Consider the following 24,338-nt stretch of genomic DNA (forward strand, 5'->3'; position numbering starts at 1 on the left):
GCCCGGCCGGGCAGCCCCCTCACCCGAGCGTCACGGGCCGCACGAGCACGCGACGGCGGTCCCGCACCCAGACCGCACCGTCCTCACGGTGCTCCGCGCGGGAGGCGAAGCGGTAGCGGTACGACACCACCCGCACCCACCGCGGTCGCTCTCCGCCGAACGGGTCGTGACGCAGCAGCGCGAGGATCGGGGCATCGGCCTCCAGCAGCCGCACCAGGAGGGCCGTGAACCACTCGTCGAGCGAGCGGCCGAGCGGCAGGAACCACATCAGCCAGTCGAGCCGCAGATGGTACGGGGCGAACTGGCGGGGCACCCGCCGCACATCGCCCGGTTTGCCCTTGAACTCGTACTCCTTCCAGCCGGCGGCTTCGGGATCCTCATCCGTCGTTCCCTCGATCACGTACTCGATGCGCTCCTTGGTGACCGTGCCGAACGCACCGTAGGCGTTGGCGAGCTGCCAGCGGTTGAAGCTCGCGTTCATCAGCTGGTGCCGCGCGAACAGGTTGCGCAGGGCCGGCCGGCTGAGGGCGAGGGTGAGCACCCCCACGGCGGTCGTGATCACGAACCAGTATCCGGGCAGGCCGTCGATCCCGATGCTGAGATCCGCGAGCCGGTCCGCGCCCGCCCCGGGCATCGAGACCGCCGAGAAGGCCAGCACGATGGTCGCCCAGTTCAGCCAGGCGAAGTTGCCGGTGAGCACGAGCCACAGCTGCGTGGCGACGACGATTCCCGCGGCGGCGGTGCCGACGATCGCGGGCACCGGCCCGGGCACCCAGAGACCGAGGATCGGCGCGAACAGGAAGAACGGCACGATCAGCTGGGCGAAGTGGTTGCCGAGCACCTCGCCCCGGTGGAACCACCGCGGCAGCAGGTGCGCCTGCCGGCTCAGCAGGCCCGGCATGGGCTGCGTCTCGTGGTGATACATCAGGGCGGTGAGATCGCGCCACTCGCGCCCGCCGCGGATCTTGATCATGCCCGCGCCGAACTCGAGCCGGAACACCAGCCACCAGAACAGCACGATCACCACGGCCGGCGGCGGCTGCTCGCGCGATCCCAGGAACGCGGCGAGGAAGCCCGCCTCGAGCAGCAGCATCTCCCAGCCGAAGCCGTAGAACGTCTGCCCGATGCTCGAGATCGACATGTAGGCGCCCCAGAGGGCGAGGAAGCACAGCATCGGCACCCACGGCGGGGCCAGCTGCGGGATCCCGAGCACGAGCAGCGCGGCGATCGCGATGCCGCCCCAGCACAGCAGCGCCAGGCGGCGATCGGTGTAGCGCACGCGGCGGAACACGGTGGGCCGGATCATGCGCCCGCGCGCCTTCGAGGCCGACGCCCACTCGAGCAGTCGCGGGGCCGGCAGCAGGCCGCGCTCTCCGAGCAGCGGGCGGAACTGGTTGAGGGTCGAGACGAGCGCGACGAGGTAGAGCGCCGCGATCCCGCGCTGCAGGATCTCGCGCGCGAAGCCGAAGTCGACCGCCGCGAAACCGTCCATGTCGACAGGGTACGCCTCGGGTCCAGGCGCCGCAGCCGGGGTCGCGCGGAGCCTATCCCCGCGCCTCGCCGAGGCGCCAGTAGCCCGAGAACACGATCCTGGACTTGGCCACCCCGCGATCGTCGACGAGGTGGCGGCGGATGCGCTGCACCCCTGCGCGCTCTGCGCACACCCAGGCGTAGTCGATGCGGCCGGGCAGCGCGGCGGCTCTGACGGCGCGCTCCAGCGCGGCTCCGGGCCGCCCGTCGCGGTCCACCCAGACGACCTCGGCGCCGAGCCCCGGCTGCCGATCGCGGCGATCGCCGGTCTCGATGACGACGTGGGTCCGCACTCCGTTCGCCGGGACCTCCAGGATCCGGGCGATCGCCGGGATCGCGGACTCGTCTCCGACGATCAGCCGCGTCCGAACGCCGGGCGGTGGATCGTACAGGGCCGTGCACTCCCGGATGCCGAGCGCGGATCCGGGCCGCGCGCGCCGGGCGAACCGCGTGCCGGGCCCCTCGTCGCCGTGCACCACGAAGTCGACGTCGATCTCGGCCGCGGCCGGGCGGTGCCCGCGGAGCGTGTACCAGCGCAGCTGGGGCCGCACCTCCTCCGGCAGCTCCGCCACCGCGGCACGGATGGCATCGGCGCGCTCGGCGTCCGGCAGCGCGAGCGGCGCGTCCTCGGATCCGGGCAGCAGCAGGCCGAGGTACTCGTCCGGCCCCAGCGGCGCGTAGTCCGCGAGCTCGGGCGCCGCGATCGTGAGCCGGCGCATCCCCGGGGTCACCCACGCGGCCGCCGTCACCCGCGCCGCGAACACCCGGGGGCGCGAGCGCCGGGGCCGTCGCGGGGCGCGAACGGGCACGGCCCCGGCGGTACCGGCGGCCGCGGGAGCGCCTGCGGTCCCGGGGGTGCCTGCGGTCCCGGGGGTGCCTGCGGTCCCGGGGGTGCCTGCGGTCCCGGGGGCGTCTGCGGGATCAGGCACGACGCCGCCCCTCCCGCCACAGGAGCCACAGGAAGAAACCGCCGCCGAGCGTGATCGTGACGACGCCGACGGGAACCGGCGCCGAGAACGCGTAGAGCGCGACCAGGTCGCTCACCACGAGCAGCACCGCGCCCGCGAGCCCCGCGCAGAGCAGGCTCTCCGAGCGGCAGAGCCGACGCGCCACGTGCGGGGCCACGAGGGCCACGAACGAGATCGGGCCGGCCGTGGCGACCGCGGCGGCCACGAGCAGCGTGGCGACCGCGAGCAGGATCCACCGCGCACGCGAGGTGCGCACGCCGAGCGCGATGGAGGCGCTCTCCCCGAGCACCATCATCCGCGCGTCCGAGGCCTTCCAGATCAAGACCGGCACGGCCAGCGCGAGCACCGTCGCCACGGGGAGCAGATCGGGCCAGCTGCGCCCCTGCAACGATCCCACGAGCCAGGTCTGCGCGGTCGTCGCGCTGGCCACGAACACCTGCGAGAGCACGTACTCGACTGCGGCCATCGCGATGGCCGAGAGCGCGACGCCGGCGAGGACGAGCTGCACCCCGTGCAGCCCCGTGCGCGCCGTGAGCGCGACGATCACCCCCGCCATCGCGATCGCCCCGGCCACCGCCCCCAGGCTCGCCTGGCCCGTCGACCCGCCCAGCACGAGCATCACGAACACGGCGCCGACCGACGCCCCGCCGCTGATCCCGATGATGTCCGGGCTCGCGAGCGGGTTGCGCGTGAGGGTCTGGAACACCGCGCCGGCGGTCGCGAGACACGCGCCGACCGTCATCGCGATGAGCGCGCGCGGCAGGCGACGGCCGAGCACGAAGAACTCCGTGCGCTGATCGGGCGCGTTGCCGAGCAGCGTCTCGACGACCGCCACCGGCGTGACGACGAAGTCGCCGAGCACGAGGGCGCCGGCGAGCAGCAGCACGAGCACGGTCGAGAGGACGGCGCAGACCCGGGCGGCGCGGCGGCCGAAGCGCAGCGACCAGCGGCCGCGCGCGGATCGGAGCACGCGATCGTCGGCCGTCAGCGCGTGGTCGCGCACGCGGACGCTCACGACAGCCCCGCCGTCCGACGTCCGGTGACGAAGGCGATGAGCAGCGGGCCGCCGATGAACGCCGTCACCACCCCCACCTGCACCTCGGCGCCGTTGCCGATGACGCGCCCGAGCACGTCGGCGACGAGCAGCAGCGTCGGGGCCGCGAGCAGCGAGAGCGGCAGCACGATGCGCAGGTCGGGCCCCACGACCCGGCGCAGCAGGTGCGGCACCACGAGCCCCACGAACGAGATCGGACCGGCGAGCGCGGTGGCGGCGCCGCAGAGCAGGGTGACGGACACGAGCACGAGCGCGCGCACGAGGCCGGGCCGCACGCCGAGCGCGGTCGCGCTGTCGTCGCCGAGCGCCATCAGGTTCAGGGCGGGACCGAGCGCGAGGCCGAGTAGGGTCCCGGCGACGAGGAAGACGAGCAGCGGCAGCGCCTCCTCCAGCGGTCGCGCGGTGAGGGATCCGATCCGCCAGAAGCGGTAGACGTCGAGCACGGACTCGCTCGTGAGCACGAGCGCCTGGGACACGCCGACGAGCACCGCCGAGAACGCCACCCCGGCCAGCGTGAGCCGGACCGGTGAGCCGGCGGCGAACCGGCTCACCGAGAACGCGAAGATCACGAAGGCCGCCGTCGCGGCGCCGGCGAGGGCGAACCAGATGGTGCCGGCCGCACCGATCGCACCGAAGAGGCTGAGGCCGGCGACGACCCCGAACGCCGCGCCGGCGTTGACGCCGAGGATCCCGGGGTCCGCGATCGGGTTGCGGGTGAGCGACTGCATCAGCACCCCCGCCGCACCGAGGGCCGCGCCGCAGAAGACCGCGTTGACGGTGCGGTTGACACGCAGGGTGCCGACGATGTTCAGCACATTCTCATCTCCGGTGCCGAAGAGGGAGCGCACGACCTCGTCGAAGGGGACGAAGCGCGCACCGACGGCGAGGCTGAGCACCAGTGATAGCGCCAGAAGCGCGGCCGCCAGCACCCCGATGCCCCACCGGCGCGCCGGTCGTACTGTGTACGATCGAGGCGAGGGGTGTTCCGAGAGGATCGAAGCGGTCACGGTTGGTAAGCCTAACCAAATCTTCATATGATGAACAATCGTGAACAGAGCATGCACTTCCCCAGCCCGCAGATTGATCACCACCGTCGCCGCCGTCGCCGGCCTCGCGCTCCTCACCGCGGGATGCAGCGGATCCGTCTCCGCAGACGCCTCGGAGGACGGCGCCGGAGCATCGTCCGGGAGTTCCTACACGGTCGATCACGCGATGGGCGAGACCGAGTTCGACGCGGTCCCCGAGCGGATCGTGGTGCTCGACTCGCCGCAGATCGATGCGCTGGTCGCGCTCGGCATCACCCCCGTCGGCGCGCCCGAGATCGACGAGGGCCGCGGGTTCCCGGCCTACCTCGCCGACGAGCTCGACGGGACCGAGCCGGTCGGCTACATCGCCGAGCCCGACATCGACGCCATCGCCAATCTCGCGCCCGACCTGATCCTCGGTTCCAAGGTGCGCCACGAGGCGCTCTACGACGAGCTCTCGTCGATCGCCCCCACCGTCTTCTCCGAGGACACCGGCACGAACTGGACCGAGCAGGCCGAGCTCACCGCGGCCTCCGTCGACCGCTCCGCCGAGATGCAGGAGAAGATCGACGAGGTCTCGGCGCGCGCCGCCGAGGTGGGCGAGGCCGTGGGAGCCGAGGGCACCACCGCCTCCATCGTGCGGTTCCGCGCCGACAACTTCCGGCTCTACGGCCCCGAGACGTTCTCGGGCTCCCTGCTGAGCGACATGGGCTTCGACCTCGGCGAGCGCGACTGGAACGAGTGGTCGATGATGGAGCTCAGCCCCGAGCTGTACGAGCAGATCGACGGCGACGTCGTGTTCTACATGAGCCCGGGCGGCGATCCGTCCGCGACCACGCAGCAGCAGATCACCGGGCTGTGGTCGGCGCTGCCCGGCGTCAGCGCCGGCTCGGCCTACGAGGTCGAGGACGACACCTGGATGGTGGGCATCGGCGTGCTCGGAGCGAACCTCGTGATCGACCAGGTCGAGGAGCTCCTCGCCTGATCCCGCGGCGGCTCCCGAGCGCGGGAGCCGCCGCCCCGTTCCCGCCCGGCCCGACCCCTCGCAACGGAGGCTCACGCCCATGACCGTACGACCCGCCGCACTCGAGGCCCGGGAACTCGTCGTGTCCTACGACCGGAAGGTCGCGGTCGACGGTATCGATCTCGCGCTGCCGGCGGGCTCGTTCACCGTGATCCTCGGGCCGAACGCATCGGGCAAGTCGACCGTGCTGCGCTCGCTCGCCCGGGTGCTGCGCCCCGAGTCGGGGACGATCCTCTTCGACGGCCGGGACCTCGCCGAGTACGGGTCCCGGGCGCTCGCGCGCCGCATGGGGCTGCTGCCCCAGGACGCGATCGTGCCCGAGGGCATGCGGGTCGCGGATCTCGTGTCGCGCGGGCGCCACCCGCACCACACCCCGCTCCAGCGTTGGACGGCGGCCGATGACGACGCCACGCGCGAGGCGCTCCGGGCGACCGGGACGACGGAGCTCGCGGACCGCTTCGTCGATCAGCTCTCGGGCGGCCAGCGGCAGCGGGTCTGGATCGCACTGCTGCTCGCCCAGCAGACGCCGGTGATGCTGCTCGACGAGCCCACCACGTTCCTCGACATCGCCCACCAGTACGAGCTGCTCGACCTGCTGCGGCTCCTCAACTCGCAGGGCAAGACGATCGTCGCGGTGCTGCACGATCTCAATCAGGCGGCGCGCTACGCCGACCACCTCGTGCTCATGAAGGACGGCCGCGTCGTCGCGACCGGATCCCCGGACTCCCTCATCACCGCCGAGCGGGTCGCAGAGGTCTTCGGCATCGACGCGGTCGTCTGCCCGGATCCGGTCACCCGCACCCCCATGGTGCTGCGCAGATAGCTCACGGCGCGCCGGCGCGGCCGCGGGATCCGCTGCTCAGCCGCTCAGCCGCTCAACCGCGGCGCATCACAGGGCCAGGCCGAGGGCCAGCGCCACGACGCCGAGCGCCGGAGCCGTCCCCTGCACGAGGGCGGCCTTCGCCTTGCCGGGGCTCGACAGCAGCAGGACGAGGGCCGCGGCCGTCATCGATCCCGCGCCCGCGAACACGAGCGTCGCGCCGACGGCCGTCTCGCCCAGCACGAAGAACACGATGCCCAGGAGCACGGCCACCGCCAGGAACAGGTTGTAGAAGCCCTGATTGAAGGCCAGCTCCTTCGTCGCCATCGCCTCGCGCTCGGAGGTGCCGAAGACGGCCCGCACCCGCGGGCTCGTCCAGGCGACGGACTCCATGGTGAAGATGTAGACGTGGAGCAGCGCGGCGATGCCCGCGAGTATCAGCCCTGCGACGATCATGATGCGGCTCCTCTCGCGCGCCCGGCGATCGGGCGCCCTGCCCCGACCCTATACGGATCGGCACCGGCCGCGGTGCCGATGCGGCCTCGATCGAGACCTTTGCAGTCGCGCGTGCTGCAGCATGTGCGGGATAGTGCAGCAGACGCGTCCTCGAAGTGGGGCTCACCTCGGCCGCACCGGGGTCACGGCACGGTGTAGCCCGCGACGCGGAACAGCTCGTACCACTCCGCCCGGGTGAGCGGCACCTCCGAGCCGAGCGCGGCTGCGGCGACGCGCTCGGGCGAGGTCGTTCCGAGCACCACCTGCATCTGCGCGGGGTGCCGCGTGATCCACGCCACGGCGATCGCCTCCACCGGCACGTCGTACTTCTCGCCCAGTCGCTCGATCACCGCGTTCAACTCGGGGTAGCGCAGCGAACCGAGGAACGGGCCGTCGAAGAAGCCCGCCTGGAACGGCGACCACGCCTGCACCGTGATGTCGTGCAGGCGGCAGTAGTCCACGATCCCGTCGTCGCGGGAGAGCGACTGGTCGAGTCCCTGCATGTTCGCGGCGACGCCCTGCGCGATGATCGGCGCGTGCGTGATCGAGAGCTGCAGCTGATTGGCCACGAGCGGCTGCTCGACGTACCGGCGCAGCAGGTCGATCTGACGGGGCGTGTGGTTGGAGACCCCGAAGGCACGTACCTTGCCCGCGGCCGACAGCTCGTCGAACGCGCGTGCCACCTCCTCGGGCTCGACGAGCGCGTCGGGCCGGTGCAGCAGCAGGATGTCGAGGTAGTCGGTGCCGAGCGCCTCGAGCGAGCCGTGCACCGAACCGACGATGTGCTCGTGGGAGAAGTCGAAGTACGGGCCGTCGGCGACGATGCCGGTCTTCGACTGGATCACGTACTGCTCGCGCTGCGAGGAGGTGAGCCGCAGCGCCTCCGCGAAGCGCCGCTCGCACCCGTGCACCTCGGAGCCGTAGATGTCGGCGTGGTCGAGGAAGGCGATCCCGGCGTCGCGGGCCGCCCCCACGAGTGCCCGCACCTCCTCGTCGCTCTTCTCCTGGATGCGCATCAGTCCGAGCACCACGTTGGGCACGACGAGGTCGGTGCCCGGCATCGGGAAGGTCTTCATCGGATGCTCCTCGCTCGCTTCACTCCCTGACGTCCGCCCCGTGGGTCGCGCGCTCCCGCAGCACGTCGAGCGAGAACTCCACGAGGTAGTCGTTGAGGGCCCACGAAGCCTGCTGAGCGGCTTGGGGATCGCGTCGCAGCACCGCCTCGAGCGCGCGCAGGTGATGCTCCTTGCCGCGGTGCATCTCCGAGGATCCCCCGGCCAGGTGCGTGAGCCAGAATCTCCGCGACAGCCCCTGCAGCGGCGCCATCGAGGCGCTCAGGTAGTCGTTGTGGGCCGCTTCCACGATCGCATTCTGGGTGGCTCGGAGGGCGGCGCGGTACGGGCCGATCTCCTCGGCCGCGCTCAGCTCGCGGGTGAGCCGCGCGAGGTGCTCGAGCTCGGCCTCCGTGGCGCGCTTGCAGGCGAGCGAGTACGCGAGCGCCTCGATGGGCCGCCGGAGCTCGAGCCGCTGCAGCTGCGCATCGACCGAGTTCGGGGCGATCTGGATCCCCCGCCCCGGCACGATGTCGATCATGCGCTCGAGGTTGAGCCGCTGCAGCGCTTCTCTCAGCGGTGTGCGACCGAGATCCAGGCGCTCCGTCAGAGAGGTCTCCGAGAGGAACTCGCCCGGAACGAGCACTCCCTCCTCGATCAGGTCGAGGAGCAGTTCATACGCCTCATCGGCCTTCGTCGCCATCGCCACCTCCGCGCCGATTCTATTTCAGCATTGCGTATATTCAAGATATATGACTAATATATCGTTACGCGCCGAAGACGCGTGTCACTCTCGAGGAGGAGAAGCATGAAGTACCGTCCAGGACTCGAACCCAACCCGCTGCCCTACGGGGTGTTCAAGAGCTCCACCGTTCCACGCCCGATCGGGTGGCTCTCCAGCGTCAGCGAGCACGGGGCGGAGAACATCGCGCCCTACAGCCAGTGGCAGAACCTGACCTTCGACACCCCGATGGTGATGTTCTCGGCCAACCGCTACCCCGACGGCCGCCGGAAGGACACCGTCGTCAACGCCGAGCGCACGGGATGGTTCGTCTACAACATGGCCACCTACGCCCTGCGCGAGGAGGTCAACTCGAGCGCGATGGCGCTGGGGCCGGAGGAGAACGAGTTCGATGCGCTGTCGGTGACGAAGGTGCTCGCCGAGAGCCACCCGATCCCGATGGTCGCGGAGAGCCCGATCAAGTTCGAGTGCCGGTACCACTCCACCACCACGATCCCCGGCCGCTCGAACGTCGGAACCATCGACGTCGTGTTCGCCGAGGTCGCCGTGATCCACGTCGACGACGAGGTGATCACGGACGACGGCAGGATCGATATCCTCGGCATCAGCCCGATCGCCCGCATGGGGTACTTCGACTACACCGTGGTGCGGGAGCTGTTCGAGATGCGCGTACCCGGATCCGACCGCGATGCGCAGCTCGGTCTCGAAGGGCAGGCCGGCTGATGACCTCCAGCGCTTCGAACACCGGCACCGCCGCGCCCGCCCGCACCGGCGAGCGCGGGCGCATCCGCGACCTCGTCGCGGTGAATCTCGGGAACACCCTGGAGTGGTACGACTGGACGATCTACTCGATCTTCGCCCACCACTTCGCGGTGCGGTTCTTCTCGGCCGACGATCAGGCCTCCGCGCTGCTCTCGGCATTCGCGGTGTTCGCGGTCGGATTCGTCACCCGCCCGCTCGGCGGGATCGTCTTCGGCCGGTACGCCGACCGGGCCGGGCGGCGCACGGCCCTGGCCGTCGCGATGATGCTCACCGCGGGCGGCAGCCTGCTCATCGCCGTCTCGCCGGACTACGGGCAGGTCGGAGTGTTCGCCTCGATCATCCTGGTCGTCGCCCGTCTGGTGCAGGGGCTCGCCCACGGCGGCGAGATGGGCACCTCGGTGACCTACCGCGTCGAGCGCGCGCCGAGCCATCGCCGCGCGCTCTGGGGCAGCTCCTCGTGGGTGAGCGTCGTGCTCGGCACCATGCTCGCGACCGTCACGGGGCTGGGCCTCAACCTGGTGCTCGGCGCCGATGCCGCGGCCGAGTGGGGGTGGCGGGTCGCCTTCGCCGTCGGCGGCCTCCTGGGGCTGTACGCGCTGTACCTGCGCCGGCGGCTCCCCGAGACCGACGCCTTCGCGCACTCGCCCGAGAACGCGGACTCGCCGCAGGAGCGCGCGCATGGATCGCGGGCGGACGCGTCGCGGCCCGGCGGCATCTGGCGGTACTGGCGCTCCATCCTGGTCGTGTTCGGCCTGTCGGCCGGCGGCTCCATCATGTTCTACACCTGGCTGATCTACATGCCGACGTTCGCGCAGGTCGGCCTGGGGCAGAGCGAGTCGAGCGCGCTCACCGCCAGCCTCGTCGCGCAGGCGGTGTTCCTCGGACTCGTGCTCGCGAGCGGCTGGCTGGGAGACCGGATCGGCCGCAAGCCGCTCGTGATCGCCTTCGGCGTGATCGCCGTCGTCGCGACCGTGCCGCTGTTCACGCTGGTGGACGGCACGTTCGGACGCCTGCTCACCGCGATGCTGCTGGCGCTCGGCGCGCTCTCGCTGCTCTTCGGCGTCAACGGCGCGGTGTGGGCCGAGGTCTTCCCCACGCGGTATCGCGCCACCGGCGTCGCGGCTCCCCTGTCGCTCGCGACCGCCCTGTTCGGCGGTACCGCCCCGTACGTGAACCAGCTCCTCGTGCAGGCCGGGCACGGCGGCTGGTTCCCCTGGTACCTGTCCGGCGTCGCCGCGATCACGCTCCTCACGGGCCTGCTGATGGCCGAAACGAGGCGCCTCTCGCTCACGCGGGCGGAGTAGCCGAGCGGCAGCGGGGCCGAAACGCGATTCGCCGAGATCTCGACTCGCTGCGCTCCGCTCGATCGGCAGCCCGCCATCCTGCGCGGAGCGAACGCGGCGAACGCCGTCGATCCAGATCGCGACGGGTGCTGCGGACCGCCGCTCAGTCCTCGGACTCGAGCGGCGGTGCCGCGGTCGGCGCCTCCGCGGGCGCGACGGCATCGACGGCGCCCGCCCCATCCGCGCCCCGCTTGCGGCGGGCGGATCCCGCGGCCCGCCTCGCCGTGCGCGCCACCGCGCCCGCACCCGCGGTCGCGCCGGCCGCGATCGAGCCGCCCGCGGTGCGGGCCCCGCGCAGGATCCTGCGCTCGAGCCGCTCGGCCCCCGTCTTCGGCGCGAGCTCGGGCGCGAACCACGCGGGAGCCGGCCCGAACGCGAGGCGCGACGCCGCGACCACCCGGCGCCCGAGGATGTGGTTGCCCGCGCCGCCGACGGCGGCGCCGATCCCGAACGGCAGCGCCTTGCCCACGAACGAGCCGCCGCCGATCTTCGCGAAGTGCTTGACGAAGGAACGCTGCAGCCCGTCGAGCACCGGCCGCACGGCGCCCTTGGGCAGCGTCCGTGTCACGACCTCGCCCCAGAACGCCGGCCGCCCGCCGCCCCGGCCGACGGTCTGGCGCGTGAGCTGGCCGAGCAGTTCGGCGCCCTCCCGCCCGAGCATGAGGCTCATGACGAGCACGCGGGCGCGGTCGGGGTTCTCGACGGGGATTCCGTGCACCTCGGCGACGGACTGCGCGAACAGCGCGGTACTCTCGAGGAAGCCGACGGTCTCGACGCCCGAGAGCGCGAGCGTGGCCGGTGTGCTGATGGCGGGGATCACTGCGGTGGCGCCCACCGCGGCGCCCCCTCCCGTGATCGCGAGCAGATAGCGGCGCTCGAGCATGCGCACGACCTGATCGGGCGTCGCGTGCGGATGCCGCAGGCGCACGCTGCGGATGTGCGCGAGCACCACGGGGCGCTGCACGGCGAGCGCGCGATCGAGGGCTCGCGCGAGGGCGGGGCGGTGCGCGGCGGGGATCGCCGGCGGGATCGCGGCGGGGAGATCCACCGCGCCGGGAGCGCCAGGAGCGCCAGGCGGAACGGGCGCGGGCAGGGGGGACCCGCCGGTCGCCCCGGCGGAGCCCGGCGAGGGGGTCGCCGGATGCTGCAGTTCGCTCATCGCCCCGATTCTACGAACCCCGGATGAGCGCGCCCGGATATACGGCGCAGCGCACCGGCCCGCCCGGCCCCGGCGTATGCTGCATCTGTGCCAGACACGGTGAAATCGGCCGCCCGCGCGGCGGAGCAGCATCCGGTGCTGCGCGCGCTCGCCCGCGGCGGATACGTCGCGACCGGCCTCGTGCACGTGCTGGTCGGCGCCATCGCCCTGGCGGTCGCCTGGAGCAGGCGCGGTGAGAGCGACCAGGCCGGCGCGCTCACCGCGATCGCCGACGTCCCCCTGGGATTCCTGGCTCTGTGGGCGCTCGCGGTCCTGCTGTGGGCGCTGGGCGCCTACCACGCGATCCACGGGGTCGCGATCCGCATCGACAGCCGCTCGAAGCGGTGGGGCCGCAGGCTCGCCGAGTGGGGCCAGGCGATCGTGTTCCTCGCGATGGGCGCGCTCGCGGCGGCCGTGGCCCTCGGCGCGCGGCCCGATCCGGAGCAGAGCGCCGAGAGCGCCGGGCGCGGTGTGCTCGCCTTCCCGGGCGGTCCCGTGCTGCTCATCGCGGCGGGGGTCGCGATCGGCGTCGGCGGCATCGTGTTCGTCGTGATGGGCGCGCGCCGCAGCTTCCGGGCGCGGCTCGACCTCCCGGCGGGGCCGGCGGGGCACTGGATCTCGGGCCTCGGCGCGTTCGGCTTCGTCGCCAAGGGGATCGCCCTGATCGTGATCTGCGTGCTGGTCTGCACGGCCGCGGTGCAGGACGAGCCGCGGCTGGTGAGCGCGCTCGACGGGGCGATCCGCGCGCTGCGGGAGCTGCCGGCGGGGCCGGCGCTCGTCGCCGCCGTCGGCATCGGCTTCGTCTCCTACGGCGTCTTCTGCGGCTTCCGGGCGCGCTACGCCGAGCTGTAGCCGGGGCCGCGGGACGGCGGGATCCGCATCCTCAGCGGTTCACGTCGACGACCGTGCGCCCGCGCACGCGCCCCGCGAGGATCTCGGCCGCGCGAGCCGGGGTATCGGCCAGGCCGATGATCTCGGTCATGCCGTCGAGCAGCTCGCGATCGATCTCGGCGGCGAGCGCGTCCCACGCCCGCTGCCGCAGCGCGAGCGGCGCATCGACGGAGTTGGCCCCGGCGAGCGTGACGCCGCGCAGGATGAAGGGCAGCACGGTCGTCGGCAGGTCGGCGCCCTGCGCGAGACCGCAGGCGGCGACGGCTCCGCCGTACGCGGTCTGGGCGAGAACGTTCGCGAGGGTGGTGGATCCGACGGAGTCGATCGCACCGGCCCAGCGCTGCTCCTGCAGCGGCTTGCCGGCCTCCTCGGACAGCTCGCGGCGGTCGATCAGCCGCGCCGCACCCAGCCCTGCGAGGTACTCGCCCTGTTCCTCGGCCCGACCCGTCGAGGCGACGACCCGGTAGCCGCGACCGGCCAGCAGGGAGATCGCGACCGATCCCACGCCGCCCGCGGCGCCCGTCACCAGGATCTCGCCCGCGTCCGGAGCGACGCCGGCGTCCTCCAGCGCGAGCACCGACAGCATCGCCGTGAACCCCGCGGTGCCGATCGCGGCCGCGTGCAGCGGGCCGATCGTCTCGGGCAGCCGCACGAGCGCATCGGGGCGCACACGGGCGCGGTCCGCGAAACCGCCGTGCCGGTACTCCCCCAGGCCGTCGCCGTCGAGCACCGCGAGATCTCCCTCGGCCCAGCCGTCGGCGCGCGAGGCGGTGACCCGGCCCACCAGATCGATGCCGGGGATCAGCGGCCACGATCTGATGATGCCCCGCCCCGCGAGGGCGAGGCCGTCCTTGTAGTTGACGGAGGAGTAGAGCACGTCGAGCTCGACCGCCCCATCGGCATCGTCGCCGCCGAGCAGGCCCTCCTCGACGTCCTCCGCCACCCGGGGCTCGGCCCCCTTCGCATCGACCACTATCGCGCGCATCGCTTCCACCCCTCTGTCCCGCCGTCGATCTCAGAGTACCCATCGGGCGGTGCCGCCGCGAGCGCGCACAGGAGGCGTCTCTAAGCTGGATGTATGACGCAGCCAGTACTCGACGCCGCGGCCCGCACGTGAACCGGCTGACCCGCGCCCTCATGCGCCTGTTCGCGGCGCCGCGGGTGAACATGCGCGAGGACTACGAGAAGGTGCGGCGCCTGCAGCGTCAGCTCGCCGCGCTCCCGATCCCGCGCTACCGGGCTCTGGACCGGCAGATCACCTCCGAGGACGGGAGCCGCCGGATCCCGGTCCGCGTCTTCCAGCCGAGGGAGCAGCGGCGCGACGACGTGCTCCTCTTCTTCCACGGGGGCGGCTGGGTCACCGGGGACATCGAGAGCTACACCCCGGCGTGCGCCACGATGGCGGATCTCACCGGCTGCGTCGTGGCCTCCGTCGACTACCGGCTGGCGCCGGAGCACCCGTTCCCGGCGGGGTTGGAGGACTGCCTCCGAGTCGCGGGGCTGCTGCTGGAGGATCCGAGCCGGGCGGGCGTCGGCGAGGCCGGCGACATCGTCCTCGTGGGCGACTCCGCCGGGGGGAACCTCGCCGCCGCGGTCTCCCTGCGGCTCCGCGAGCAGGGCCGCCGCGGGGCGGACCGGCAGATCCTGCTCTACCCCGTCACGCACTGGGACCACGATCCGCAGACCTCGCCGTTCGCCTCGGTGCGCCAGCACGGCGACGACTACCGGCTGACGAACACCGAGGTGCAGGACTACATGGACCTGTACGTGCCGGATCCGGAGCGCCGGCGCGATCCGCTCGTCGCCCCGCTGATGGCGGAGGACCTCGCCGGCCAGCCGAAGACGCTGCTGATCACCGCGGAGCTGGACCTGCTGCGAGACGAGGGCGAGGCCTACGGCCGCGCCCTGGAGCAGGCCGGGAACGAGGTGCGGATCCACCGGGTGGACGGCGCGCTGCACGGATTCATCGCGCTGCCCCGGTTCGCCCGCTCGCTGCGGGAGGCCTACGAGGCGATCGACGCCTTCCTGGACGGCGACGACGCGGGCGAGGATCCGGATCCGGACCGGCTCGGGCATCCGGATCGGGACGCGGGCCGGGAACGGGACGCGGAGGAGCCCGCGTGAGCGGCCGGGCCTGGGTGCGTCTCGACAACGCCTCCAACATCTTCCTCGCGGCCCGCAGCGACGCGGATCCCAAGGTGTTCCGCGTCAGCGCCGAGATGGATCACGACGTGGATCCGGAGCTGCTGCAGCGGGCGCTGGACACGACGTACGACCGGTACCCGCTCTATCGCGCGGTGCTGCGACGCGGCGTGTTCTGGTACTACCTGCAGGACAGTGATCTGCGCCCGCTGGTGGCCGCCGAGCAGCAGCACACCTGCGCGCCGATCTACCAGGCCGACCGGCGCACCCTGCTGTTCCGCGTGCTGCATCACCGGCGGCGGGTGATCCTGGAGATCTTCCACGCGCTCTCCGACGGCACCGGGGCGCTGTGGTTCCTCACGGACCTCGTGAACACCTACACCCGGCTGCGATATCCCGGACCCGGCGAGCACCCGGCGGAACCGTCCCACGAGCTGGCGGCCGACAGCTTCGGGCACTACTTCCGGCGGCGCGGGCGCCGCAGCGGTCCGCAGCGCGACGATCCGGAGGCCGAAGCCGCCTTCAGCCGCGAGGCCGCGCCGGCCGCGCTCACCGTCGAGCACAGCGCCCGCTCGGCCTCGGCGCCTCCCGGGGAGCCCCGGCGGAGAGGACTCCACGCCGCCCGGCGGGTGCACCGGGTCGCGGGCACCCGCACACCCGACAACCGCACGCGCGTCGTCGAGCTCACGATGCCCGTCGGCGACGTGCTCGCACTCGCCCGCGCCGAGGGCGCGACGCTCACGATGTACCTGACCGCACTGTTCTTCGAGTCCGTCAGGCTCTCCTCGGGCGGCCTCGGCGGGCATCGCACGCTGGCGGCCTCGGTGCCCGTGAACCTGCGCCAGTTCTTCCCCTCGACGTCGGCGCGCAACTTCTTCGCGACCATCCGGGTGGAGCACCGCTACGGCGAGGGGCCGGACGATCTCGGCTCGATCTGCCGGGGGCTCGAGAGCCAGTTCCGTCCGAAGGCCGCACCGGAGGCGCTGGAGCGGAAGCTGCGACGGTTCATCCGCTTCGAGCGCACGCCGGTGCTGCGGGTCGTGCCCCGCCCGCTCAAGGACCTGATCCTCGACCTGATCAACCGGGGCGCCAATCGGGGGCTGACCGTCGCCGTCTCGAACCTGGGCCGCGTCGTGCTGCCAGAACCCGCCGAGTCGCGCGTGGGACGGATGCTGTTCCACGTCTCGGCGGTCCGGCCGCAGTTCTGCGCCATGTCCCACGCGGGCCTCCTCACGGTCAGCTTCACCTCGCCGTTCGTGGAGACCGGGCACGTCAGGGAGTTCGCCCGTCTGCTCACCGCCCGCGGGGTCGACGTGACGGTCGCCGCGGCGCGCGTGACCGAGGCCGAGCTCGCGGAGGGGGAGCTCGTGGGGGCCGGCGCGGAGGGCGAGCGATGAGGCGCTGCACCGCGTGCGCCGTCGACGTCGAGGGCGGCTGGACCCGCTGCCCGCTGTGCGCGGAGCCCGTCTCGGGCGACGCCGCTCCGAGCCCGCTGCCCGCGGTGCCGCTCGTGTTCTCCCGGCGGCGGGTGCTGCAGGTGCTGTTCCTCACCTCGATCGCGCTGATCCTGGCCTCGTTCGCCGCCCAGCTGCTCTTCAGCCGGGAGTTCGACGACATCGGCGCGCTCCGCTCCGTATGGCTCGGGGTGAGCGCGATGTGGCTCGTGGTGCTGATGGCGGTGCGCAAGCGGCGCAACGTCGCCAAGGGCACCGTGTATCTCGTCGTGCTGGTCGGACTGGTCTGCGTGTACTGGGACTATCTCACCGGCTGGCACGGGTGGTCGCTGAGCTACGCGGTGCCGATCGTCTGCGCGTGCTCCATCGTCGCCGTGCTGATCACGGTGCGGGTGATGCGGATCGAGGTGGGCGAGCACATCCTCTACAGCGGTCTGACGGTGCTGCTGGGCCTCGCGCCCATCGGGTTCCTGGCCTTCGGCTGGGTGACGACCCCGGTGCCGTCCGCGATCTGCGGTGCGCTCAGCCTGGTCGCGCTGGTGCTCGTGCAGTTCGCCGCGGGTCCCGAGGTGCGGCACGAGCTCGCCAAGCGGCTGCACCTCTGAGCCGGGTCGTCGCCGCGTTCCGCCCCTGCGCCCGGCGTCCTTCGTCTCGCGTTCCGCCCCTGCGCCCGGCGGGTGTCGTGCCTCGCCGCCGAGCGGCGCGGGCCGGTGTCTCCGGGTCCCGGCGCCCGATCGTCGCCTGTTCAGCCTGCCGTCAGCACGATCGGGGCAGACTGGGGGCATGCGCGTGCTGATCGTGGACGACGAGGTGCGGCTCGCCGAGGGCGTGCGGCGCGGCCTCGAGGCCGAGGGCTTCGCGGTCGATGTCGCCCACAACGGGGTCGACGGGCTCTGGCGCGCCCGCGAGCAGCAGTACGACGCCATCGTGCTCGACATCATGATGCCCGGCATGAGCGGCTATCTGGTGTGCGCGGAACTGCGCGCCGAGGGCAACTGGACACCCATCCTGTTCCTCACCGCGAAGGACGGCGAGTGGGACGAGGTGGAGGGCCTCGATACGGGCGGCGACGACTGGCTCACCAAGCCCTTCTCCCATCCGGTGCTGGTCGCGCGGCTGCGCGCGCTCGTGCGGCGCGGCGCACGGGAGCGACCGACCGTGCTGGAGGCCGGCGACCTGCGGCTCGATCCAGCCGCGCGCACCGTGCACCGCGGCGACTCCCGGATCGAGCTCACCGCGCGGGAGATCGCGGTGCTCGAGTTCCTCATGCGGCGCCGCGGCGAAGCCGTCACGAAGTTCGAGGTGCTCGACAACGTCTGGTCCGACGACTTCGAGGGCGATCCCAACATCGTCGAGGTCTACATCGGCCGGCTGCGGCGCAAGATCGACCGGCCGTTCGGCCGCACCGCGATCGAGACGCTGCGCGGCGCGGGCTATCGGCTGGCGGCGGACGGTGGCTGAGCGCCGGTGGCTCCGATCGCTGCGCGCCAGGATCACGGCGGGTGCGGTGGTGGTGGTCGCGCTCGCGCTCGCGCTGGGCGCGGTCGGCACCGTCTGGATGCTGGAGCGGATCCTCACCGACCAGGTCGCGGCCCAGCTCGAATCGGAGCTGGAGAGCATCGCCGACATGGTCGAGGAGGGCGGATCGGGCGGTGCGTGGATCGAGGATCGCGACGACGACGTGCTCATCGCGCTGCAGGCGGACGGCCGCACCGTGGTCAACGACGAGGATGCGCTGCAGCTGCCGCTCCCCGCGGAGGATGGGACGCCGGCGCGGGTCGAGGTCGACGGCGAGCACCTGCTGGTCGTCGGCGAGGAGGTCGACGGCGGCGCGCTCGTGCTGGCCCGGTCCACGGAGACGATCGCGGAGGCGGTGTCCACCGCGTCGGTGCTGCTCGCGGTGGCGGTGCCCCTCGCCGTCGCGCTGATCGGGGTGATCGTGTGGGTGGTCGCGGCGCGCGCCCTCGCCCCGGTGGAGCGCATTCGCCGCCAGGTCGATCACATCGACGCGGGCGCCCTCGACCAGCGAGTGCCCACCACCGGGGCGGACGACGAGATCGATCGCCTCGCGGGCACGATGAATCGCATGCTGGAGCGGATCGAGCACGGCTATCGCGCCCGGCAGCGGTTCGTCAGCGATGCCTCCCACGAGCTCCGCTCGCCCCTCGCGACGATGCGGCAGTACGCGGAGGTGCAGCGGGCCCACCCCGAGGCCTCGCCGCCCGGCGAACTCGCCGACGTCGTACTCGCCGAGGGCGGCAGGATGCAGGAGATCGTCGAGGGCCTGCTGCTGCTCGCCCGCCTCGACGAGGACGCGGGAGCGGCGGCGGCAACCGCCGTCGACCTCGACGACCTCGCCCTCGCCGAGGTGCGGAGGATCCGGGCCCTCGGGACGGCCGCCGCGGACGGCCGCGGGATCGCACCGGCCCGGGTGCCCGGTGACCCGCGCCTGCTCGCGCGCGCCATGCGCAACCTGGTCGACAACGCCGCGCGCCACGCCCGCGGGGCGATCGCGATCACGACGACGACGCAGCACGGCCGTGCCCTCGTGCACGTCGACGACGACGGCGCCGGGGTGCCCGAGCACGAGCGGGAGCGGGTCTTCGAGCGCTTCACCCGGCTCGACGAGGCGCGCTCGCGCGACGCCGGCGGCAGCGGCCTCGGGCTCGCGATCGTCAGCGAGGTGGTGCGCGCCCACGGCGGCGCGGTGCACGTGGAGACCGCGCCGCTCGGCGGGGCGCGGTTCACGATGGTGCTGCCCGCGGCGGCCGAGGACTGAGCCGCGGGCACCGCGGCGGCTGACGACGCGTTCAGGATCGTTCAGACCAGGTTCAGCGCGGTCGGGGCATCCTGAACGCATGAACGACACGACTCCCCTCCCCCCGAACACCCCCGATCGCTCGGAGACCGCCCGACTGCCCGAGACCGCGAGCAGTCCGGCGCCCGGGCCCGTCCCCGGCGCCGCCGATCCCGCTCCTCCCGCGCGGCGGCGCAACCTGCTCCTCGGCGCGGGCATCGCGGCGGCGGCGCTCGTGATCGCCGGCGCGGGCGCCGCCATCGCGCTCTCGATCGACCGCGCGAACGACGAGCGCGACGAGCCGGCCCTGGTCTCCGGGACCGTCTCCCCCGGCACGGATGACGACCGGACCGGCCGGACCGCCGACGACGACGACGGGAACGGCGACGACCTCGCCTCGCCGGATCCCGTTCCGACCACCCCGAACACGGACGTGCCCGCCGACGCCGAGGCGCTCGTCGACGCGATCGACGCCGCCGTCGCCGAGGCCGGCGGCGCCGGGGCCACCTCGATCGAGGTGGAGCGCGACGGCTGGGACGTCGACGTGGTGATGGACGACCGCCGGGAGATCGACGTGCACGTCGCGCTCGACGGCACGGCGACCGTGCGGAGCACCGGCGACGACGACGACCGCGATTCCGATCCCCTGCTCGACACGGCGCGGGTGCCGGCCATCGTCGACGCGGCGCTCGCGGCGGCCGGCGGCGGCGCCGTCGAATCGATCTCGACGGACGACGGGCGCGTGCGCTACGAGGTGTCGGTCGATCTCGGCGGGAACGATGTCGACGTCGAGCTCGCCGAGGATCTCGGAGTCGTCGCCGTCGACGACGACTGAGCCCGGGCGGGACGACCCGGCTCGGCGTACGGACCCCGGCCCTCGGGCCGGGGTCACCCGCGCCGGAGAAGTGCGGCGCGGGCGTCCTCGAGCGTCGCGAGATCGGCCATGGTGACGGCGCGCGATTCCGTGGGGACGGCCGCGACGCGGACGGCGACGAGAGCCGTGAGCCGCCCGGTCGCCTCGGACTGGCCGTTCCCGGTCGCCTCCCGGCGCTCTCCGGTGCGGCGGTTGCGGGCCACGATGTGCCAGGCGTCCGAGCCGACGTGCGGGGCCGCGCGCAGCGCGCCGCGCAGCACGGGGACACGACCGACGGCTCGGAGCGCGGCCGTCATCGGCGCGGAGTCGAGCGTGAGGTACGAGCGGATGCGGGGTCCCCGCGGGGTGCCGAGCAGGATGTGGTCCGGGAAGTCGGCCCGGAGGTAGCGCCGCACGCGGCCGTCGGGCCCCTCCTCCCGCCGCGTCTCTCGGAGGTTGCGCACCCGCCGCCCCTCCGGCGGGCGATGCACATCGGTGCCGACGAGTCCGGCCGTCCAGGAGACCGCCGCCGGACCGTGCCGCTCGCCGGTGCCGAGCATCACCAGGACGTCGACGTCGTCTCCCGGCCGGCCGGGGATCGAGCGGGCGAGGATCGTGCTGAGTCCCGGCACGAGTCCCGCGCCGAGCACGACCGGACCGGCCGCCTCCCGCCGCAGCGCCTCGAGGTATGCGCCGGTGGCCGAGACGTCGACGAGCGGCGTGCGGGCGGTGGCGACCGCGAGCTCGGGGCGCTCCACCCCCGACGCGTTGACGACGACGTCGTGGCCCGCGGCGAGATCCGCGAGCGGCGCGAGGTCGCCCCCGAGGTCGATGCGGGCGTCGCCCGCCGCGTTGCGGCTCGCGGCGGTCACGGTCCAGCCGTCGCGCCGCAGCCGGCGGTGGACGACGGCGCCGACGGCGCCGCGCGCACCGAGGAGGAGGGCTCTCATCGCGGGCTCCCCGCGTCAGGGGTCCGGACCGGCCGAGCGCCGGATCGTGCGGCCGCGGCGGGCCCGGACACGACCGCGGCCGTCGCGAGCACCACGGCTCCGCAGACGACGACGAGGATCCAGCCGGGCAGGCTCCCGGGGAACGACGCGGCCGGCGGCGAGCCCGTGGCGAGGCCACCAGCCGGACTCCCGGCGAGCGCGACACCGAGGGCGGTGCCGACCTGCCGCGCGGTCGAGGTGATGCCGCCCGCGACCCCCGCGCGATCCGGCGGCAGGCTGCTGACCGCGGTGTTCGTGATCGGCGGGCCGGACACCCCCACGCCGGTGCCGATGAGGAGGGAGGCGACGAGCAGCAGGGGCAGAGGGTGCGTCGCCGCGGCGAACCCCGTGAGCAGCGCCCCGCCGAGCAGCAGGGTCGCGCCCGCGAGCACGAGCGGCAGACGTGCGCCGGTCCTCGCGACGAGGTATCCGCCGAGCGGAGCGCCCGCGATCGCGCCGAGCGCCATCGGCAGCATCGCGGCCCCCGCGGAGAGCGGGGCCCAGCCGAGCGCGTTCTGCAGCAGGAGCGTGGTCAGCAGCAGGGTCGCGCTGCAGGCGACGAACACGGCCACCGCCGCGACGACGGCGCCGCTGAACGCCGGCCGGCGGAACAGCCCCGGATCGATCAGGGGCTGCCTGCGGCGCGATTCCACCAGCACGAACGCGGTCCCGGCCAGCAGGAGCACCCCTGCTGACGCGACCGAGGCCGGAGCAGCCCATCCGAGGCGGGGCGCCTCGATCAGCAGGGTGACGGAGGAGCCCAGCACGAGCGCCAGCAGCACCTGTCCGGGGAGGTCGAGCCGCCGGGGGCGCGTCGCGCGCGATTCGGGCACGAGCGCCGACACGAGCACGAGGACGGCCAGCACGACGGGGCCGTTGATCCAGAACATCGCCCGCCAGTCGAATGCGGCGATGAGGGCGCCGCCCGCCACCGGACCGACGGCCATGCTCAGGCCGAACATCGCGCCCCAGACTCCGATCGCCTGGGCCCGCTCCCGCGGATCGGGTATCGCATTCACCACGATCGCCAGCGCGACCGGCGTGAGCATCGACGCCCCGACGCCCTGCACGGCTCGGGCGACGATGAGGAACTCCGGCGTCGGAGCCGCGGCGCACACCAGCGACGACGCTCCGAACACCACGAGGCCGATCCGGAAGATCCGGCGCCGGCCGAACCGGTCGGCCAACGCTCCCGAGGTGATCAGCAGGCTCGCGAACGGCACGGTGTAGGCGTCGATCACCCAGGCGGTCCGGTCTCCGGGGATCCCGATCCCCGTGCCGATCTCGGGGAGCCCCACCGTCACGATCGTCGTATCGAGGCCGACGAGGAAGAGCGCCGAGGCGCAGACGGTCAGCACCGCCCACCTGCGACGGGCGCTCAGCACCGGCGGTGCGGCGGGGACGGTGGCGATGGATCCGGTCACGGGGCTGCTCTCTCTCGGCGGTCGTGGGTCGCCACCCATGCTCGCGCCGCGATTCCGCAGGACCCAGTGATTTTGCGGAATCTGCAAAGATGGGGGCATGCATACGGACGTCGCCGAGATCCTGAGCGCCATCGGCCCGCGCCTGCGCCGGCTGCGGCAGGCCCGGGGGCTCACGCTGACCGCGGTGGCCGAGCGGTCGGGGCTGTCGGTGAGCGCCCTCTCGCGAATCGAGACCGGGCGCCGGCAGCCGACGCTCGACGTGCTGCTCCCGCTCGCGCGGACGTACGAGGTGTCGCTGGATCAGCTCGTGGCCGCACCGGCGACGGGCGATCCGCGCGTGCACCTGGAACCGCAGCGGGCCGCCACCGGAGGCGTCGTCGTGCCGCTGACGCTGGCCCCGAGCCGCGTGCAGGTCTTCAAGCACGTGCTCGGGCCGCGCGAACCGCGGCTCGTCGCGCACCCGGGCCACGCCTGGCTCTACGTCCTCGCCGGGAGGCTGCGGCTGCTGCTCGGCGACGAGGATCATCTGCTCGACCCGGGCGAGACCGCGCAGTTCGATCCCATGACCCCGCACTGGTTCGGCCCCGCCGATGGTCTCTCGGTCGAGATCCTGCACCTCTTCGGCCCGCGCGGGGATCGGCCCGTCACCCGCATCGAGCGCACCGGCGCCTGAGGGAGTCGCCGCGCTCCACCGGGTATTCGCAGGAATGCCGCCCGCCGCGGCCGTGTTCGAGGAGAGCATGGCAGTTCTCCCGACGCGTCCCCGTTCCCGTGCCGTCCTGGTCGTCTCCGCCGTCGCGGTGCTCGCCGCGATATCGGCGATCGTCTGGGGTGCGGTGTCGTCCTCACGAGCCGGTACGGGGGACGGCGCGCCGGCGGCGGCGCTTCCCGACGGAACCTCCGTGGGCGTCGTCGAGCTGCGCGCGCACGACCCGGCGAAGGTGCGCGCCTACTACGAGGAGGCCGTGGGCCTCGAGGTGCTGAGCGAATCGGACCACGAGGTGGTGCTCGGGCTCGACGCGCCGCTGCTGCGCCTGACCTCGGGCGCCGGCGGCGAGACGGGGTCCACCCTCTCCGAGGCCGGCCTCTACCACTCGGCGATCCTCTACCCGGACGAGGCGGCACTCGCGAGCGTGCTCATGAACATCGCGGAGGTGGCGCCCGAGACCTTCCAGGGGTCGGCCGATCACGCGGTGAGCCAGGCCTTCTACTTCCTCGATCCCGAGGGCAACGGCCTCGAGCTCTACGTCGACCGGCCGCGGAGCGAGTGGCGGTGGGAGAACGGCGAGGTGCAGATGGGATCGGCGGAGCTCGACCCCAACGCCTTCATCCAGGAGCACCTCGGCGAGGCAGGCGCCGGCCCCGCATCCGCGGACATGGGGCACGTGCACCTGAAGGTCGGGGATCTCGAGGAGGCGCGCGCCTTCTACGCCGACGCCCTCGGCTTCGCGGTCACCTCGAGCACCGACGGAGCCCTGTTCTACGCGGCCGGCGGCTACCACCACCACCTCGCGACGAACACCTGGCAGAGCGCCGGCGCGGGCCCGCGCCAGAACGCCACCGGCCTCGGCTCCCTCACCGTCGCCGTGCCCGACGGCACCGCCGTCGACGGGATCGCCGAGCGGCTCGACGAGGCCGGCCACGACTACGAGCGCTCCGCCGGTACCCTCACGACCGCAGACCCCTGGGGCAATGTCGTGCGGGTGTCCGCGGCGGACTGAGCGCGGCGGACCGGGCGCAGCGGGCTGAGAGCGAGCGGACGGGATCCCCTCGCC

24 protein-coding genes are annotated in these 24,338 nt (G+C 73.2%); 13 read left to right on the top strand and 11 right to left on the bottom strand.

Going from position 1 to position 24,338, the window contains the following annotated elements:
- Positions 1 to 19: 19 nt before the first annotated feature.
- From ACWKZU_RS08095 to ACWKZU_RS08110, 4 genes are read right to left on the bottom strand one after another with little or no spacing between them, the layout of a single operon-like run.
- Positions 20 to 1,492, bottom strand: a complete 1,473-nt coding sequence (locus ACWKZU_RS08095) for a lipase maturation factor family protein (protein WP_449281810.1) — start codon at positions 1,490 to 1,492, stop codon at positions 20 to 22.
- Between the two features lie 52 nt (positions 1,493 to 1,544).
- Entirely contained in the window at positions 1,545 to 2,459 is a 915-nt protein-coding gene (locus ACWKZU_RS08100; RefSeq protein ID WP_449281811.1) for a siderophore-interacting protein, read from the bottom strand.
- The gene (locus ACWKZU_RS08105) at positions 2,452 to 3,513 is read right to left on the bottom strand and encodes a FecCD family ABC transporter permease (protein ID WP_449281812.1); all 1,062 of its coding nucleotides are present in this window, start codon (positions 3,511 to 3,513) and stop codon (positions 2,452 to 2,454) included. Before ACWKZU_RS08105 ends, ACWKZU_RS08100 begins: the two co-directional genes overlap by 8 nt.
- Positions 3,510 to 4,559, bottom strand: coding sequence for a FecCD family ABC transporter permease (locus ACWKZU_RS08110; protein WP_449281813.1), 1,050 nt, complete (start codon positions 4,557 to 4,559; stop codon positions 3,510 to 3,512). Before ACWKZU_RS08110 ends, ACWKZU_RS08105 begins: the two co-directional genes overlap by 4 nt.
- Positions 4,560 to 4,599: 40 nt before the next feature.
- On the opposite strand from ACWKZU_RS08110, the gene ACWKZU_RS08115 reads away from it, so the two are divergent.
- Both ACWKZU_RS08115 and ACWKZU_RS08120 read left to right on the top strand, forming a co-directional pair.
- Positions 4,600 to 5,562 (top strand): ABC transporter substrate-binding protein, encoded by a 963-nt coding sequence (locus tag ACWKZU_RS08115; RefSeq protein ID WP_449281814.1) that lies wholly within the window; start codon positions 4,600 to 4,602, stop codon positions 5,560 to 5,562.
- Positions 5,563 to 5,641: 79 nt separating this feature from the next.
- Positions 5,642 to 6,424 carry an ABC transporter ATP-binding protein gene (locus tag ACWKZU_RS08120; RefSeq protein ID WP_449281815.1) on the top strand — a complete coding sequence of 261 codons (783 nt, stop codon included), beginning with the start codon at positions 5,642 to 5,644 and terminating at the stop codon, positions 6,422 to 6,424.
- 66 nt (positions 6,425 to 6,490) lie between these two features.
- Here the strand turns inward: ACWKZU_RS08120 and ACWKZU_RS08125 are convergent, their stop codons facing one another.
- From ACWKZU_RS08125 to ACWKZU_RS08135, 3 genes are all read right to left on the bottom strand, one after another.
- Positions 6,491 to 6,877 carry a DUF1304 domain-containing protein gene (locus ACWKZU_RS08125; protein ID WP_449281816.1) on the bottom strand — a complete coding sequence of 129 codons (387 nt, stop codon included), beginning with the start codon at positions 6,875 to 6,877 and terminating at the stop codon, positions 6,491 to 6,493.
- A 182-nt stretch (positions 6,878 to 7,059) separates the two neighbouring features.
- Positions 7,060 to 7,992: an aldo/keto reductase gene (locus ACWKZU_RS08130; RefSeq protein ID WP_449281817.1), complete on the bottom strand. Its 933-nt coding sequence runs from the start codon at positions 7,990 to 7,992 to the stop codon at positions 7,060 to 7,062.
- Positions 7,993 to 8,011: 19 nt separating this feature from the next.
- A complete protein-coding gene (locus tag ACWKZU_RS08135; RefSeq protein ID WP_449281848.1) occupies positions 8,012 to 8,671 on the bottom strand; it encodes a GntR family transcriptional regulator in 660 nt (219 codons plus the stop codon).
- Between the two features lie 105 nt (positions 8,672 to 8,776).
- On the opposite strand from ACWKZU_RS08135, the gene ACWKZU_RS08140 reads away from it, so the two are divergent.
- Together ACWKZU_RS08140 and ACWKZU_RS08145 are read left to right on the top strand one after the other, a co-directional pair.
- Entirely contained in the window at positions 8,777 to 9,433 is a 657-nt protein-coding gene (locus ACWKZU_RS08140) for a flavin reductase family protein (RefSeq protein ID WP_449281818.1), read from the top strand.
- On the top strand, positions 9,433 to 10,776 hold the full coding sequence (locus ACWKZU_RS08145; RefSeq protein ID WP_449281819.1) for an MFS transporter: 1,344 nt from the start codon (positions 9,433 to 9,435) through the stop codon (positions 10,774 to 10,776). The genes ACWKZU_RS08140 and ACWKZU_RS08145 overlap by 1 nt, the downstream gene beginning before the upstream one ends.
- Before the next feature lie 142 nt (positions 10,777 to 10,918).
- Here ACWKZU_RS08145 and ACWKZU_RS08150 read toward each other — a convergent pair whose 3' ends face one another.
- On the bottom strand, positions 10,919 to 11,974 hold the full coding sequence (locus ACWKZU_RS08150) for a hypothetical protein (RefSeq protein ID WP_449281820.1): 1,056 nt from the start codon (positions 11,972 to 11,974) through the stop codon (positions 10,919 to 10,921).
- A gap of 87 nt (positions 11,975 to 12,061) precedes the next feature.
- Between ACWKZU_RS08150 and ACWKZU_RS08155 the strand changes: the two genes are divergently transcribed.
- Positions 12,062 to 12,865: a DUF1206 domain-containing protein gene (locus tag ACWKZU_RS08155; RefSeq protein WP_449281821.1), complete on the top strand. Its 804-nt coding sequence runs from the start codon at positions 12,062 to 12,064 to the stop codon at positions 12,863 to 12,865.
- Between the two features lie 31 nt (positions 12,866 to 12,896).
- Here the strand turns inward: ACWKZU_RS08155 and ACWKZU_RS08160 are convergent, their stop codons facing one another.
- Positions 12,897 to 13,889, bottom strand: coding sequence for an MDR family oxidoreductase (locus ACWKZU_RS08160; RefSeq protein ID WP_449281822.1), 993 nt, complete (start codon positions 13,887 to 13,889; stop codon positions 12,897 to 12,899).
- Positions 13,890 to 14,017: 128 nt separating this feature from the next.
- Here ACWKZU_RS08160 and ACWKZU_RS08165 point away from each other — a divergent pair, with 128 nt between their 5' ends.
- From ACWKZU_RS08165 to ACWKZU_RS08190, 6 genes are all read left to right on the top strand, one after another.
- Entirely contained in the window at positions 14,018 to 15,028 is a 1,011-nt protein-coding gene (locus ACWKZU_RS08165) for an alpha/beta hydrolase (RefSeq protein WP_449281823.1), read from the top strand.
- Positions 15,025 to 16,443 carry an alcohol acetyltransferase gene (locus ACWKZU_RS08170; RefSeq protein ID WP_449281824.1) on the top strand — a complete coding sequence of 473 codons (1,419 nt, stop codon included), beginning with the start codon at positions 15,025 to 15,027 and terminating at the stop codon, positions 16,441 to 16,443. Before ACWKZU_RS08165 ends, ACWKZU_RS08170 begins: the two co-directional genes overlap by 4 nt.
- Positions 16,440 to 17,105, top strand: a complete 666-nt coding sequence (locus ACWKZU_RS08175) for a DUF6320 domain-containing protein (protein ID WP_449281825.1) — start codon at positions 16,440 to 16,442, stop codon at positions 17,103 to 17,105. The genes ACWKZU_RS08170 and ACWKZU_RS08175 overlap by 4 nt, the downstream gene beginning before the upstream one ends.
- Before the next feature lie 178 nt (positions 17,106 to 17,283).
- The gene (locus ACWKZU_RS08180; protein WP_449281826.1) at positions 17,284 to 17,961 is read left to right on the top strand and encodes a response regulator transcription factor; all 678 of its coding nucleotides are present in this window, start codon (positions 17,284 to 17,286) and stop codon (positions 17,959 to 17,961) included.
- Entirely contained in the window at positions 17,954 to 19,279 is a 1,326-nt protein-coding gene (locus ACWKZU_RS08185) for an ATP-binding protein (protein ID WP_449281827.1), read from the top strand. The genes ACWKZU_RS08180 and ACWKZU_RS08185 overlap by 8 nt, the downstream gene beginning before the upstream one ends.
- Positions 19,280 to 19,358: 79 nt before the next feature.
- Positions 19,359 to 20,132: a hypothetical protein gene (locus ACWKZU_RS08190; RefSeq protein WP_449281828.1), complete on the top strand. Its 774-nt coding sequence runs from the start codon at positions 19,359 to 19,361 to the stop codon at positions 20,130 to 20,132.
- 53 nt (positions 20,133 to 20,185) lie between these two features.
- Here ACWKZU_RS08190 and ACWKZU_RS08195 read toward each other — a convergent pair whose 3' ends face one another.
- Together ACWKZU_RS08195 and ACWKZU_RS08200 are read right to left on the bottom strand one after the other, a co-directional pair.
- Positions 20,186 to 21,100: a hypothetical protein gene (locus ACWKZU_RS08195; protein ID WP_449281829.1), complete on the bottom strand. Its 915-nt coding sequence runs from the start codon at positions 21,098 to 21,100 to the stop codon at positions 20,186 to 20,188.
- Positions 21,097 to 22,563 (bottom strand): DHA2 family efflux MFS transporter permease subunit, encoded by a 1,467-nt coding sequence (locus tag ACWKZU_RS08200; protein ID WP_449281830.1) that lies wholly within the window; start codon positions 22,561 to 22,563, stop codon positions 21,097 to 21,099. Before ACWKZU_RS08200 ends, ACWKZU_RS08195 begins: the two co-directional genes overlap by 4 nt.
- A 97-nt stretch (positions 22,564 to 22,660) precedes the next feature.
- Between ACWKZU_RS08200 and ACWKZU_RS08205 the strand changes: the two genes are divergently transcribed.
- A complete protein-coding gene (locus ACWKZU_RS08205; RefSeq protein WP_449281831.1) occupies positions 22,661 to 23,236 on the top strand; it encodes a helix-turn-helix domain-containing protein in 576 nt (191 codons plus the stop codon).
- Between the two features lie 67 nt (positions 23,237 to 23,303).
- Complete coding sequence (locus ACWKZU_RS08210; RefSeq protein WP_449281832.1) at positions 23,304 to 24,284, top strand: VOC family protein; 981 nt, start codon at positions 23,304 to 23,306, stop codon at positions 24,282 to 24,284.
- Positions 24,285 to 24,338: the final 54 nt, after the last annotated feature.

This window comes from Leucobacter sp. (assembly GCF_053528595.1).

What these genes read in the sequence shown, in the direction of transcription:
- ACWKZU_RS08205 (WP_449281831.1), top strand. Translation starts at nt 22,661, where the DNA reads ATGCATACGGACGTCGCCGAGATCCTGAGCGCCATCGGCCCGCGCCTG.
- ACWKZU_RS08120 (WP_449281815.1), top strand. Translation starts at nt 5,642, where the DNA reads ATGACCGTACGACCCGCCGCACTCGAGGCCCGGGAACTCGTCGTGTCC.
- ACWKZU_RS08210 (WP_449281832.1), top strand. Translation starts at nt 23,304, where the DNA reads ATGGCAGTTCTCCCGACGCGTCCCCGTTCCCGTGCCGTCCTGGTCGTC.
- ACWKZU_RS08180 (WP_449281826.1), top strand. Translation starts at nt 17,284, where the DNA reads ATGCGCGTGCTGATCGTGGACGACGAGGTGCGGCTCGCCGAGGGCGTG.
- ACWKZU_RS08125 (WP_449281816.1), bottom strand. Translation starts at nt 6,877, where the DNA reads ATGATCGTCGCAGGGCTGATACTCGCGGGCATCGCCGCGCTGCTCCAC.
- ACWKZU_RS08135 (WP_449281848.1), bottom strand. Translation starts at nt 8,671, where the DNA reads ATGGCGACGAAGGCCGATGAGGCGTATGAACTGCTCCTCGACCTGATC.
- ACWKZU_RS08160 (WP_449281822.1), bottom strand. Translation starts at nt 13,889, where the DNA reads ATGCGCGCGATAGTGGTCGATGCGAAGGGGGCCGAGCCCCGGGTGGCG.
- ACWKZU_RS08195 (WP_449281829.1), bottom strand. Translation starts at nt 21,100, where the DNA reads ATGAGAGCCCTCCTCCTCGGTGCGCGCGGCGCCGTCGGCGCCGTCGTC.
- ACWKZU_RS08130 (WP_449281817.1), bottom strand. Translation starts at nt 7,992, where the DNA reads ATGAAGACCTTCCCGATGCCGGGCACCGACCTCGTCGTGCCCAACGTG.
- ACWKZU_RS08140 (WP_449281818.1), top strand. Translation starts at nt 8,777, where the DNA reads ATGAAGTACCGTCCAGGACTCGAACCCAACCCGCTGCCCTACGGGGTG.
- ACWKZU_RS08095 (WP_449281810.1), bottom strand. Translation starts at nt 1,492, where the DNA reads ATGGACGGTTTCGCGGCGGTCGACTTCGGCTTCGCGCGCGAGATCCTG.
- ACWKZU_RS08150 (WP_449281820.1), bottom strand. Translation starts at nt 11,974, where the DNA reads ATGAGCGAACTGCAGCATCCGGCGACCCCCTCGCCGGGCTCCGCCGGG.
- ACWKZU_RS08175 (WP_449281825.1), top strand. Translation starts at nt 16,440, where the DNA reads ATGAGGCGCTGCACCGCGTGCGCCGTCGACGTCGAGGGCGGCTGGACC.
- ACWKZU_RS08190 (WP_449281828.1), top strand. Translation starts at nt 19,359, where the DNA reads ATGAACGACACGACTCCCCTCCCCCCGAACACCCCCGATCGCTCGGAG.
- ACWKZU_RS08145 (WP_449281819.1), top strand. Translation starts at nt 9,433, where the DNA reads ATGACCTCCAGCGCTTCGAACACCGGCACCGCCGCGCCCGCCCGCACC.